The 13,183-nt window shown below is 71.4% G+C and carries 11 protein-coding genes; 4 read left to right on the forward strand and 7 right to left on the reverse strand.

Translation table 11 applies throughout. The features are described 5' to 3' along the window. Positions 1–1,238 (forward strand): porin (locus AX737_RS25740; protein WP_348626813.1); only part of this gene is annotated, 1,238 nt, incomplete at its 5' end. Positions 1,239–1,312: 74 nt separating this feature from the next. On the opposite strand, the gene pheT is transcribed toward AX737_RS25740, so the two are convergent. The 4 genes from pheT to rpmI all read right to left on the reverse strand — a co-directional run bounded on the left by pheT (position 1,313) and on the right by rpmI (position 5,685). Further along, on the reverse strand, positions 1,313–3,733 hold the full coding sequence (pheT, locus tag AX737_RS25745; protein WP_066926404.1) for a phenylalanine--tRNA ligase subunit beta: 2,421 nt from the start codon (positions 3,731–3,733) through the stop codon (positions 1,313–1,315). 78 nt (positions 3,734–3,811) lie between these two features. Beyond that, entirely contained in the window at positions 3,812–4,900 is a 1,089-nt protein-coding gene (gene pheS / locus AX737_RS25750; RefSeq protein ID WP_066926406.1) for a phenylalanine--tRNA ligase subunit alpha, read from the reverse strand. Positions 4,901–5,058: 158 nt separating this feature from the next. Next, complete coding sequence (rplT, locus tag AX737_RS25755) at positions 5,059–5,430, reverse strand: 50S ribosomal protein L20 (RefSeq protein ID WP_066926412.1); 372 nt, start codon at positions 5,428–5,430, stop codon at positions 5,059–5,061. 51 nt (positions 5,431–5,481) lie between these two features. After that, positions 5,482–5,685 carry a 50S ribosomal protein L35 gene (rpmI, locus tag AX737_RS25760; RefSeq protein WP_056244427.1) on the reverse strand — a complete coding sequence of 68 codons (204 nt, stop codon included), beginning with the start codon at positions 5,683–5,685 and terminating at the stop codon, positions 5,482–5,484. Positions 5,686–6,260: 575 nt separating this feature from the next. Here rpmI and AX737_RS25765 point away from each other — a divergent pair. Further along, positions 6,261–7,394: a glycosyltransferase family 4 protein gene (locus tag AX737_RS25765; RefSeq protein WP_066926414.1), complete on the forward strand. Its 1,134-nt coding sequence runs from the start codon at positions 6,261–6,263 to the stop codon at positions 7,392–7,394. 205 nt (positions 7,395–7,599) lie between these two features. Further along, a complete protein-coding gene (locus AX737_RS25770; RefSeq protein WP_066926416.1) occupies positions 7,600–9,918 on the forward strand; it encodes an amylo-alpha-1,6-glucosidase in 2,319 nt (772 codons plus the stop codon). Here the strand turns inward: AX737_RS25770 and AX737_RS25775 are convergent. Further along, positions 9,869–10,228: a PilZ domain-containing protein gene (locus tag AX737_RS25775; protein ID WP_066926418.1), complete on the reverse strand. Its 360-nt coding sequence runs from the start codon at positions 10,226–10,228 to the stop codon at positions 9,869–9,871. The two genes, AX737_RS25770 and AX737_RS25775, sit on opposite strands and share 50 nt — an antisense overlap. A gap of 208 nt (positions 10,229–10,436) precedes the next feature. On the opposite strand from AX737_RS25775, the gene dapE reads away from it, so the two are divergent. Then, entirely contained in the window at positions 10,437–11,609 is a 1,173-nt protein-coding gene (dapE, locus tag AX737_RS25780; RefSeq protein WP_066926420.1) for a succinyl-diaminopimelate desuccinylase, read from the forward strand. A 40-nt stretch (positions 11,610–11,649) separates the two neighbouring features. On the opposite strand, the gene AX737_RS25785 is transcribed toward dapE, so the two are convergent. Both AX737_RS25785 and AX737_RS25790 read right to left on the reverse strand, forming a co-directional pair. Then, complete coding sequence (locus tag AX737_RS25785; RefSeq protein ID WP_066926422.1) at positions 11,650–12,009, reverse strand: hypothetical protein; 360 nt, start codon at positions 12,007–12,009, stop codon at positions 11,650–11,652. A gap of 177 nt (positions 12,010–12,186) precedes the next feature. Next, entirely contained in the window at positions 12,187–12,903 is a 717-nt protein-coding gene (locus AX737_RS25790; protein WP_066926424.1) for a hypothetical protein, read from the reverse strand. Positions 12,904–13,183 lie beyond the last annotated feature (280 nt).

Raw genomic sequence — 13,183 nt, forward strand, 5'->3', positions numbered from 1 at the left:
CGGCGGCCCTCTGTCCCGCCCTGCCCGCCCGCGCGGCCGAGGTCGGCGCCGGGAAGGCCGGGGACTTGGCCGGCCCCTACGGCGAGCGCCTGACGATCGACGAGCGCGGCATCACCCTGACCTTCCCGGACGACGCCGCGAAGCTGCGCATCGGCGGCCGGCTCCAGCTCGATTTCGGTGCGGCCGGCCTTCGGCAGCCGGGCCTGCCCGAGCCGTTCTCCGACAACATCGCGGTGCGCCGCTCCTGGATCGAGAGCTACCTGACCCTCGGCAGGACGCTTGAACTCGCCTTCCAGTACGATTTCGCCGAACCGACCCGCCCGATCAGCGACGCGGCCATCGGCTGGAAGGGCATACCCGACACGATCCTCACGCTCGGCAACATGAAGGAGCCCTTCAGCCTCGACCAGCTGATCAGCGACAACAACACGGTCTTCACCGAGCGCTCGCTCGCCGACGCCTTCGCGCCCGCGCGCAATTTCGGCTTCGCGATCGGCCGGACGATGGGCAACTGGACGGCGGTGGTCGGCGTCTTCGGCGGCAACGTCAACACGGACATCCGCAGCGAGGGCGTCTCGGCCGCCGCCCGCCTCACCGCGGCGCCGATCAACACCGACGCGCAGGTGCTGCATCTCGGGGTCAGCGGCAACTACCGGAGCCTGCCGCGCAACGAGGCGCCGCTGCAGCTCTCCGCGCGCTCGGAGGCCTTCCTGTTCGCCAGGCCCTTCGTGAACACCGGCGACATCCGGGACGCCGCGAGCGTCGGGCGCGTCGGGCTGGAGGCGGCCTACCGGCACGGCCCGGTCCTGATCCAGGCCGAGTACATCCGAACGGAGGTCGAGCGCTTCGGGGCCGCGCGGCCCCTGAGCTTCCAGGGCGGCTACGTCGAGGCCAGCGTCGTCCTCAACGGCGAGGGGCGCCGCTACGCGCTGACGCCGGAGTACGGCACCACCTACGCGATCTTCTCCGGCGTCCGGGTCGGCGACGCGGAGCGGGTCTCGAACGGCGGGTTCGGCGTGTTCGAGTTCGCCGCCCGCTTCAGCGCCATCGACCTCGACGACGGCCCCGTGCGGGGCGGCATCGAGCGGGACGTCTCGGTCGGGCTCAACTGGTACCCGGACCGCAACGTGCGCCTGATGGCCGACTACGTCCGCTCCCACGCCGCGCCCTCGGCCATCGCGGGCGGGCGCACGATCGACGCCGACACCTTCATCGGCCGGCTGCAGTTCTACTGGTAGAGGGGCCCCTCTCCCCGCTCGCGGGGAGAGGCCTGTCCGCACCGTGGTGGCGCCCGGACGGGGAGCGGCGCGGTTCAGCCTCGTAGGGTCGCGCCGGTCTTGCGCGCGACCTCGGCCACGATCTTCTGGCTCACCGCCTCGATCTCGGCATCCGTCAGCGTGCGCTCGGTCGGCTGCAGCCGCACGGCGACCGCGACCGACTTCTGGCCCTCGGGCACGCCCGCGCCCTCGTAGAGGTCGAACACGTCGACGCCCACGACGAGCTTGCGCTCGGCCCCTTGCGCGGCCCGCACGATCTCGCCGGCCGGCACGTCGCGGCCGACCACGAAGGCGAAGTCGCGCGCGAGCGGCTGGAGGTCGGAGAGCGCGAGCGCGGGCTTGGTCTTCGTCGCCCGCTGCTTCGTCGGCGGCAGGGCGCCGAGATCGATCTCAAAGGCCACCAGCGTGCCCTTGAGGTCGAGCGCCTTCATCACCCGCGGGTGGATCTCGCCGAAATGGCCGACCTGGTTCTTCGGCCCGAACTGCAGCGTGCCGGAGCGGCCGGGATGCAGCCAGGCTGGTCCGCCAGCGACGACCTGCAGCCCGCCGGTCGGCACGCCGAGGGCGGAGAGCAGCGCCAGCGCGTCGGCCTTGGCCTGGAAGGCATCGACCGTCGCGGCCGCGCCCTCCCAGTTCCGGCCGGCCCCCGTGAAGCCCGCCGTGCCGCGGCGGACCGCGGTCGCCCGGACGCTCTGGCCCTCGGGCGCGTCGCTGGCGAAGCACTGGCCGACCTCGAACAGGGCCGCGTCCGGGTAGCCACGGTCGGCGTTGCGCTGCGCGGCGCGCAGCAGGCCCGGCACGAGGCTCGGGCGCATGTCGGAGAGTTCCGAGGCGATGGGGTTGGCCAGCACGAGGTCGGCCCCGCCGCCGCCGAACAGTTCGGCGTCGGCGTGCGGGATGAACGACCACGTCACGGCCTCCATCAGGCCGCGGCCGGCGAGCGCCCGCCGGGCGAGCCGGGTGCGCTTCTGGATCGGGGTGAGGACCGGTTTCGCGACGCTCTCGGACCGCGGCAGGGGCCGGGCCTCGATCCGGTCGAGGCCGGCGATGCGGATCACCTCCTCGACGAGGTCGGCCTTGCCCTCGATGTCGGGCCGCCAGGAGGGGGTGAGCACCTTCACGCGGTCGCCCGAGCCCGCCACGTGGAAGCCGAGGGCCTCGAGGATCACCTTCATCTCGACCCGCGGCAGGTCGAGGCCGGCGAGCCGGCGCACCTCCGTCCAGGGGAAGTCGATGACCCGCTCGGTCTCGGGCGCCTCGCCCACGACCGTCGCCTCGGTCGGCGTGCCGCCGCAGATCTCAAGCACCAGCCGCGTGGCCTGGTCGAGGCCCGGGAGCGTCGAGGCCGGATCGACGCCGCGCTCGAAGCGGTAGCGCGCGTCCGTCACCACGCCGAGGCGCCGCCCGGTCTGGGCGATGTTCTGCGGGTTCCACAGGGCCGACTCGATGAGGACGTCGGTCGTGGTCTCGTCGCAGCCCGAGGCCTCGCCGCCGATGATGCCGGCGATCGACTCGACGCCCGCCGCGTCGGCGATCACCACCATTTCGGGCCCGAGCCGGTGCTCGCGCCCGTCGAGCGCCTTCAGGCTCTCGTCCGCGCGGGCGAGGCGCACGGTGAGGCCGCCCTGAACCTTGGCGGCGTCGAAGACGTGCAGCGGCCGGCCGCGGTCGAAGGTCATGTAGTTGGTGATGTCGACGAGCGCGTTGATCGGCCGGAGGCCGATCGCCCGCAGCCGCGCCTGCATCCAGTCGGGCGAGGGGCCGTTCTTCACGCCCCGCACCAGGCGCAGCGCGAAGAGCGGCGCGAGGTCCCGGTGCTGCTCGTGCAGGTCGAGCGTCACCGGGACGGGGCAGGGGCTTTCCCCGCGCACCGGCGGCTCGGGCGCCCGCTTCAGCGTGCCGAGGCCCACCGCCGCGAGGTCGCGGGCGATACCCGAGACCGCCGTGCAGTCCGGGCGGTTGGGCGTCAGGTTGATCTCGATGACCGGGTCGTCGAGCCCCGCGTAGAGGGCGTAGGGCTGGCCGACGGGGGCGTCCCCCGGCAGATCGAGGATGCCGTCGTGGTCGTCGCCGAGGCCGAGCTCGGCCCCCGAGCAGAGCATGCCGCGGCTCTCGACGCCGCGGATCGTGCCGACCGACAGGGTGATGTTCTTGCCCGGCACGTAGGTGCCGGGGGGCGCGAAGACCGAGATCATGCCGGCTCGCGCGTTCGGCGCGCCGCAGACCACCTGCAGCGGCTGCCCGTCGCCCGCATCGACCGTGCAGACGCGCAGCCGGTCGGCGTTCGGGTGCTGCTCGGCGGTGAGCACACGCGCCACCACGTAGGGCTTCAGCGCGGCGGCCTTGTCCTCGATGCCCTCGACCTCCAGCCCGATGCGGGTCAGCGTCTCGGCGATCGCGTCGAGCGAGGCGCCGGTGTCGAGGTGGTCCTTGAGCCAGGAGAGGGTGAACTTCATCGGGGTGGTCCCTCGGCCAAGCGCCGCGCGGGCGCGCCGGTCAGGATGCGCGGGCGGCGGCCGGAGCCGCCGGCGGGATCAGGCGGTGAGGCCGGCGACCAGGCTCGGCACGTCGAGCGGGCGGAAGCCGTAATGGTCGAGCCAGCGCACGTCCGCCTCGAAGAAGGGGCGCAGGTCCGGCATGCCGTATTTGAGCATGGCGATGCGGTCGAGGCCGACGCCGAAGGCGAAGCCCTGGACCTCGTCCGGATCGAGCCCGCAATTGCGCAGCACGTTCGGGTGGACCATGCCGCAGCCGAGGACCTCTAGCCAGTCCGTGCCCTCGCCGAAGCGGATCTCGCCGCCCTTGCGGGAGCACTGGATGTCCACCTCCGCCGAGGGCTCGGTGAAGGGGAAGAACGAGGGTCGGAAGCGCATCTTCACCGCCTCGACCTCGAAGAAGGCTCGGGCGAACTCCTCCAGCACCCATTTGAGGTTGGCGATGTTGGCGGCCTTGTCGATCACCAGCCCCTCGCACTGGTGGAACATCGGCGTGTGGGTCTGGTCGGAATCGTGCCGGTAGGTCCGGCCCGGGATGATCACGCGGATCGGCGGCGCCTTCGCGCGCATGGTGCGGATCTGCACCGGCGAGGTGTGGGTGCGCAGCACCTTGCGCTTCCCCTGCGCGTCCGGCGCGAGGAAGAAGGTGTCGTGCATCTCGCGGGCCGGGTGGCCGGGCGGGAAGTTCAGCGCCGTGAAGTTCAGCTCGTCCGTCTCGATGTCGGGCCCTTCCGCGACGGAGAAACCCATATCGGCGAAGATCGCGGTGATCTCCTCCATCACCTGGGAGATCGGGTGGATGCGCCCGCGCGTGTCCGGCGCCTCGCGCAGGGGCAGCGTGACGTCGACCCGCTCGGCGGCCAGACGCGCCTCGAGGGCCGCCTCGGCCAGCGCCTCGCGGCGACCGGCGAGCGCGCCCTGCACCCGGTCGCGCAACCCGTTGATCTGGGGACCGCGGACCTTGCGCTCGTCGGGCGTCATCGCGCCCAGCGTCTTCAGGAGGTCCGAGACGCTGCCCTTCTTGCCGAGCGCGGCGACGCGCACGGTCTCCAGGGCGGCCTCGTCGGAGGCCGCCGCGACCTGGGACAGGAGATCGCGTTCGAGCGTGTCGAGGTCGGTCGTCGCCATGGGTGTCGCTGGTCTGCCGGTTCGCTGTTGCCGGGGCGTTTGCGCGTTTGCCGGAGATCGCGCAAGCGCGCAAACGCCCTGGGACGGCTTCGAAAACGGAAAAGGCGCGGCGCTCCCGGGGAGCGCCGCGCCTTTGCTGCATCCGTGATGCGGGTCGCTCAGGCGGCCTTGGCGGCCGGCAGGGCGGCCTTGGCCTTCTCGACGACGACGGCAAAGCTCGCCGGCTCGTGGATGGCGAGCTCCGAGAGCGCCTTGCGGTCGACGACGATGCCGGACTTGGCCAGGCCGTCGATGAAGCGCGAGTAGGTCAGGCCGTGCTCGCGGACCGCGGCGTTGAGGCGCTGGATCCAGAGGGCGCGGAAGGTGCGCTTCTTATTCTTGCGGTCGCGGTAGGCATACTGCATGCCCTTCTCGACCGCCTGCTTGGCGATGCGGATCGTGTTCTTGCGGCGGCCATAGTAGCCCTTGGCGGCCTTCAGAACCTTCTTGTGCTTCGCGTGACTCGTCACGCCGCGCTTGACGCGGGCCATGGGGTATCTCCTGGATTACGAAAAAGACAGATCGCTCGGGTGGTGAAGAACTTACCGCTGGTTGGGCAGGAAGTACTTCTTCACGTTGGCGGCATCGCCCTCGAACAGGGTCGTGGTGCCGCGCAGGTTGCGGATCTGCTTCGTGGTCCGCTTGATCATCCCGTGGCGCTTGCCGGCCTGGGCGTACATCACCTTGCCGGTGCCGGTGATCTTGAAGCGCTTCTTGGCGCCCGACTTGGTCTTCAGCTTGGGCATTTGGCTCTCCGATGCGCAATGCCCTCCGTCCGGTGATCCGGGGAGGTTTGCGCGAAGTTGCTTCTGGTGGAGCAGCACGAGCCGCCACGGCAGCCCTACGGCCGGGCGGTTCGACGCGGGGCGGCTTATGACAGAAACGAGACGCCGCATCAATGGGCGCGCGAAGGTGGGCCGAACGGGCGCTCCCCACCGGGCTCCGCCCTTTCCCGGACGCCTGGAACGCAGTGGAAGGTGATCCGGGATCCAGAGAATGAAGGGCCGCGAAGCGGCGCCACCTTCATGCGCCGGCGCAAGTTCGGACGCTTCGCGGCTTACCGTGCTGGGTCCCGGATCACCCTCCGCTATCGCTCCGGGCGTCCGGGAAAGCGGCGTGGTGCGAAACGCCCAAGCTCCGGAGGGTAGGGCGCCCCGCGCTGCGGGGAAAGCGGGGAGGGCGTTGCGCAGCGCACAAAAGCGGCGTGACGGGCGCGGCGGTGCGGAACCATAAACCTTGGCCGTCCGTTCTGTTCATGTCCCACTCAGGCCCGACCGGGTTAGATCCCCGCAACATTCCGGCCTTCACAGGAGACACTTTCGTGCGCATTGCCCAGATCGCTCCGCTCTCGGAGGCCGTGCCCCCGAAGTTCTACGGCGGCACCGAGCGCGTCGTCAGCTGGATCACCGAGGAGCTGGTCCGCCAGGGCCATGACGTCACCCTGTTCGCCAGCGGCGACTCGCAGACGAGCGCCAAGCTCGCCGCCTGCACGCCGGAGGGCCTGCGCCTGCTCGGCTACCGCGACCACACCGCGAGCCACCTCGCGATGCTGCATCAGGTCCATCGCCGGGCGCACGAGTTCGACATCCTGCACTTCCACATCGACCTGCTCCAGTACCCGATGTTCGAGGACCTGAACCACAAGTGCGTCACCACGATGCACGGTCGCCTCGACGTGCCGGACTTCATGCCGGTCTACCGCACCTTCACGGGCATGCCGCTGGTCTCGATCTCCGACAACCAGCGCCTGCCGATGCCGCCGGACGTGAACTGGATCTCGACGATCCACCACGGCCTGCCGAAGGAGAACTGCCCGTACTACCCGGAGTCCAAGGGCGGCTACCTCGCCTTCCTGGGCCGCATCTCGCCCGAGAAGCGCCCTGACCGCGCGATCGAGATGGCGATCCGCTCCGGCACGCCGCTCAAGATCGCCGCCAAGGTCGACAAGGCCGACCAGGAGTACTGGGACGAGGTGATCGAGCCGATGATCCACCACCCGCTGGTGGAGTATATCGGCGAGATCAACGAGGAGCAGAAGAAGGACTTCCTCGGCAACGCGCTGGCGCTCGCCTTCCCGATCGACTGGCCGGAGCCCTTCGGCCTTGTGATGATCGAGGCGATGTCGGCCGGCACGCCGGTGATCGCCTTCCGGAACGGCTCGGTCCCCGAGGTGATCAAGGACGGCGTCGGCGGCGTGCTCTGCGACTCGATGGACGACGCGGTCGCCGCCGTCGCCAAGGTCAAGACCATGAGCCGGGCGGGCGTGCGCCAGCACTTCGAGACGGCCTTCACGGCCGAGTGCATGGTGAAGAAGTACGTCGCCGCCTACGAGCAGCTGATCGCCCGCCAGGGCGAGGTGATCCGGATGCCGAAGGCCGCGGCCTTCACGCCGAACCTCGGCGACCTCAACGGCACCGCGCGCCCGGGCATCTCGGTCGCCGCCATGCCGGTCTGACAACCGGTGCCGGTCTGACAACCGGTGCCGGCCTGAAGGCTGGCCGGCACGGGTTTCGCAAAGACGTCCGCCGGGGTGCGATTCACTCTGGCCGACGCCGCGGAACCGCCTAACTCAGACGGTCACAAGGGCCGCCGCATCGCCCGATGCGGCGGCCCTGTCGATTCGCATCCTCGACACAGACCCGAACCGGAGAGCTGAGCGCATGGCGGAGAGCGTGACGAAGGTGCAAGCTGTGACGCAAGCCGCCCTGCGCGGTTTCCAGGACGCGGACGAGGTGCTGCCGCCCTACCACATCGAGGCCCACACCTCGCTGACGGAACGGCCGCTGCGCTCGCTGAAGTTCGGTGAATCCTTCGCTGTGCTCGACGCCTACGGCGATATCGGCGTGCAGCCGGGGCCGGAGGGCGTGTACTTCCAGGATACCCGCTACCTCTCGCGGCTCGAGCTGACGATCGAGGACCAGCGCCCGCTGATGCTGTCCTCGGTGATGCAGGACGACAACGGCGCGCTCAGCGTCGACATGACGACCCCCGACATCCGCCTCGACGCGCACGACGAGACCACGATCCCCCGCGAGGTGATCGCGATCGAGCGCACCAAGTTCCTGTTCCGCGGCGCCTGCTACGACCGGATCGGCCTGCGCTCCTACGATTCGCGCCACCGCACCCTGAAGATCGCGGTGGCGTTCGACGCCGATTACCGCGACCTGTTCGAGGTGCGGGGCACCGACCGCGAGCGCCGCGGCAAGCGCGCCGTGCAGGTGGCGAGCGGGACCGAGGTCCAGTTCCGCTACGTCGGCCTCGACGAGATCGTGCGCACCACGTCCCTGCATTTCGGTCCGAAGCCGAAGAGCCTGGAGCCGGGCCGCGCCGTGTTCGAGGTCGAGTTGCCGCCGGGGGGCCGCGCCTCGCTCTTCATCCGCGTGGTGTTCGAGGCGCACAAGGCCTTCACCAGCGCGCCCGCGGCCGAGCAGGTCGGCGAGGATGCCGCCGCCAAGCTCTCGCTCGCGGCCGGCAGCAGCCATGCCAAGCCGCCCAAGGGACTCTCCGAGGGCACGATCTTCGCCCGCGCCTACCGGGATACGCGCCGCGACCAGCGCGCGCTGACGGCGGGCATCACCACGATCATCTCCTCGAACGACCAGTTCAACGAGGGCGCCTGCCGGGCCACCGCCGACCTCTACATGCTGGCGAGCCGCACGCCGGAGGGGATCTACCCCTTCGCGGGTATCCCCTGGTACTCCACGGTGTTCGGGCGCGACGGCATCATCACGGCGATGATGGCGCTCTGGATCGACCCGAATTTCGCCCGGGGCGTGCTCGGCTACCTCGCGGCCACGCAGGCCAAGGCGGTGGATCCGGCCGCCGACGCCCAGCCCGGCAAGGTGCTGCACGAGACGCGGCGCGGCGAGATGGCGATGCTCGGCGAGGTGCCGTTCCGGCACTATTACGGCACGATCGACGGCACGCCGCTCTTCGTGATGCTGGCCTGGGAATATTATTCGGTCACCGGCGACCGCGAGACCATCGCGAAGGTCTGGCCGGCCCTGAAGCTCGCGCTCGCCTGGATGAACACCTACGGCGACCGGGACGGCGACGGCTTCGTGGAATACGCCCGCGACACCGATAAGGGGCTGGAGAACCAGGGCTGGAAGGACAGCCACGACTCGATCTTCCACGCGGACGGGCAACTCGCCAAGGGACCGATCGCGCTCTGCGAGGTGCAGGGCTACGTCTACGCCGCCAAGAACGGCATGGCCAAGCTCGCCGCGATGCTCGGCCACGACGATCTCGCCGAGACGCTGACGCACGAGGCGCGTACCTTGCGCGAAAAGTTCGACGCGGCCTTCTGGAACGAGGAGATCGGCACCTACGCGCTGGCGCTGGACGGGGCGAAGAAGCAATGCGCGGTGCGCTCGTCGAACGCCGGCCACGCGCTCTTCACCGGCATCGCGCTGCCCGAGCGGGCGACCCGCGTCGCCGAGAACCTGCTCTCGAAGGACGGGTTCAACGGCTGGGGCGTGCGCACGATCGCCCGCGGCGAGGCGCGCTACAACCCGATGTCCTACCACAACGGCTCGATCTGGCCGCACGACAACGCGATGATCGCGATGGGGCTCGCCCGCTACGACCTGAAGCCCGAGGCCGCGCGCATCTTCCAGGGCATGTTCGAGACCTCGCTCTACCAGGATTCGAAGCGCCTGCCGGAGCTGTTCTGCGGCTTCATGCGGCGGCGCCAGCGGGGGCCGGTCTCCTATCCGGTGGCCTGCAGCCCGCAGGCCTGGGCGGCGGCGGCGCCCTTCGCGTTCCTGGCCGCCTGCCTCGGCATGGAGCTCGATCACGGGCGCAACCGCGTGCGCTTCCGCAACCCGATCCTGCCGCCCTTCCTCGACGGGATCTCGATCTACAACCTGAAGCTCGGGGCGAGCCGCCTCGACCTGCGCCTGCAGCGACACCAGGACGACGTGACGGTCAGCGTGCTGCGCCGGACGGGGGACGCGCAGGTTGCGATGGTGAAGTGAGGGGCGCCGGGGCCTCTTTGCCCCGGCCGAGTTCGAGCATCACGCCGGCGAGGTCGCCGCGCTGCCAGACCCTGCGCACCCGGAACGGGTTCTCGAAGCCGGCGACCCGGAGCAGGAAGGTCTCGGCGAGGAGGTGGCGGCGGGCGATCGACAGCCGGGCGCCGCCCGTCGAGATGTCGCGGATCACGCAGACCTGGGCGGTGCCGTCGGGCAGCAGGGCCGAGGCCGGGATCATCGCCGCGACGCGCACCGCGGCGCGCCGACCCGGATCGGCTTGATCGCGGCGTGCACGGTCGTCGGCGGACGTCATGGGCGAGAGGTCTGTCGTCGGGTGGTACGGTGGCGATGACAACACAACATCCGTAAACCCGGGCTTGCACGGATGACCGTGATTTCACGGTTTTACGCGGATTTGGGCGCTGCGTCCCTGATCCGGCTGGCGCGCGGGAGCCCGTCTTCCTAGAGGGGTGGGACGCCGCGCCGGCCGCCCCGCGAACCCTGCCATGTCGGACCCTGCCATGTCGGACCCTGTCACGCCTCCCGACGCCCTCGGCCTCGCCCAGGCCCTGATCCGCTGCCCCTCGGTGACCCCGGAGGAGGGCGGCGCCCTCGATCTCCTCGCCCGCCTGCTGGGGGAGGCGGGCTTCGCGGTCGAGCGCCCGGTCTTCTCGGAAGCCGGCACCCCGGACATCCAGAACCTCTACGCCCGCCTCGGCACGCAGGCGCCCTGCCTCGTCTTCGCCGGACACACCGACGTGGTGCCGCCGGGCGAGGCGGCGCGCTGGCGGCACGCCCCGTTCGGCGGCGCGGTGGCGGACGGCATGCTCTACGGGCGCGGCGCCGTTGACATGAAGGGCGGCATCGCCTGCTGGCTCGCCGCGACGCTGGCCCACCTGCACGAGCACGGCCGGCCGGCGGGCTCGATCGTCTTCCTGATCACCGGGGACGAGGAGGGGCCGGCGGTCAACGGCACCGTGAAGCTCCTCGACTGGGCGCGGGCGCGCGGCGAGCGCTTCGACCATTGCGTGCTCGGCGAGCCGACGAACCCGGCCGCGCTCGGCGACATGATCAAGATCGGCCGGCGCGGCTCGCTGACGGGCACACTCACGGTGCACGGGCGCCAGGGCCACGTCGCCTACCCGCACCGGGCCGAGAACCCGATCCCCGGGATGCTGCAACTGGCGCGCGCGCTGCTCGCCGAGCCGCTCGACGGCGGCACCGCGCATTTCGACGCCTCGAACCTCGAATTCACCACCCTCGACGTCGGCAACCCGGCCACCAACGTGATCCCGGCCGAGGCGCGGGCGACCTTCAACGTCCGCTTCAACGACCGTTGGACCGCCGAGACGCTCGGGACAGAGATCCGCGCGCGCCTGGCGCGGGCGGCGGGCGAGGCGGTGCGCTACACCCTCGACCTGCTGCCCTCGAACTCACCGGCCTTCCTGACACGGCCCGACGCCTTCGTGGACCTCGTCTCCGACGCGATCGAGGCCGAGACCGGCCGCCGCCCGGCGCTCTCGACCACGGGGGGCACCTCGGACGCGCGCTTCATCAAGGATGCCTGCCCGGTCATCGAGTTCGGCCTCGTCGGCGAGACCATGCATCAGGTCGACGAGTACGTGGCCGTCTCCGACCTGGAGCGCCTCACGGCGATCTACCGCCGAGTGCTGGCGGCCTACTTCGCGCGCTGAACCCTGCCGGGCCGGATTCGGTCCCGCATTCCGGGCGGCGTCAGGCCGGGGAGAGCCAGAGCACCAGCGCGATGGTCGCGGCGGCGGCGGCGATGAAGGCGACGAAGGCCGGCATCACCCAGCCGCGCCGCCCGTGCGGGTCGGCCGAGGCCCGCACGCCTGGCCTGGCCGCCTCGCTGGCGCGCGCCGCGGCGATCCGCTCCGGGGAGGGCGGGCGGCCCGCGGCCTCGTCGTCGGTGCCGAGCTGCGAGAGGCCGGGATCGTAGTGCGGGACCTTGTCGCCCGTGCGTCCCGAATCGATGTCGCCCTTCAGCATGGCGGTGGTCGGCCGCTCCGTGCCGGGCGGCGTGTCGACCCTGAGGTTGCCGGGCGGGGGCGGATCTTCTGAGCGGAACACCATGGCCGTCTCCCCGGTCCGGCCCCGGGTCGGTCCCGGCGCCCGCCGCCGCGCGGGACCGGTCCCGCAGCGACGCTCAGCCGTGCAATGCCGAACACCCCGCACGGGTTTCCGTGCGCGACCTCGCACCGCGCCCGCCACGGGCACCGGATGGGCGACCGCGGCGGATCGGGCGGGGTCTCAGGGCAGGAGCGGAACGGCGCGGCGCGCGCTCGCCCGCTCGGCGGCCTCCTCGCCGCACTTGGCCGCGTGGCTCGCGCGGTTGACGACCTGCAGGTTCGGCAGGCCCCAGAAGCCGAGGAGCTCCGGCCAGGGCCGCTCCCGGTGCTCGCGCCAGACCCGGTAGAGCGGCACCCGGTGATCGACCTCGGCGGTGCGCAGCAGGCGCTTGGCGGAGGCCGCGCAGCGGTGGCGCTGGCGGGCCTTGAGCAGCTTCACCTGATCGCTCGGCGCGACCCAGAACTTCCAGGCCGCGACGCAGGCGGCGTGCCAGCGGGCGTTGCGATTGGAGGTCCCCGCACCCCAGAGGTCGCGATGCCAGCCGAAGCGGTAGACCGGCTGGCCGCAGACGCAGCAGGTGCCGGGGCCGCGGGCGTGCTCCGCCTCGCGGAAGGGGGCGGGCGGCATCCGGAAGCCCGCGGCGGCCTCCGGCCCGGCCCGCCAGGCCCAGCCCTCCGGGGTCCCCGAGCGCGCCGCCAGCGCCCGGGCCAGCCCGTCGGCGCGCAGCACATGGGTGCGCCAGTAGCTCTCGACGGCGAGGCGCGGCGTCGGCGGGGTCAGCGGGCGCGCCAGAGCGTGCCGCAGCACCGGCGCCGGAAAGATCGCCGGCAGGGACCGCTCCAGCCGCGCGCGCGCCTTGAGGTTGCGCGCTGCGCGCCACTCGGATGCCGCACTCATGCCCGTTCCGACGTCCCCTTGCCGATGCCCGCCCGGTCCGACCGCGCCCCCGCTATCGCATCGGTCGCCCGTTCAGGCTGTAGCGGCGGCGCAGCGCCGACGCTCCGCGGCGGTCCGCGGCTCTGCGCGCAAGCCCCGTCGGGCGGCGCGAGCCATGTCCTGGGGCGGGTTGCCCCACGGATCCTGGCGTTTACCCAAGCTGGGCCGTGAAACACGCAACAGATCGAGGAGTTCGGATGAACTTGGACGCGCAGCACGACCGCACAGCCCTGCCGCCCGC

It is taken from the genome of Methylobacterium sp. CCH5-D2, assembly GCF_001556475.1.
Lineage (GTDB): Bacteria > Pseudomonadota > Alphaproteobacteria > Rhizobiales > Beijerinckiaceae > Methylobacterium > Methylobacterium hispanicum.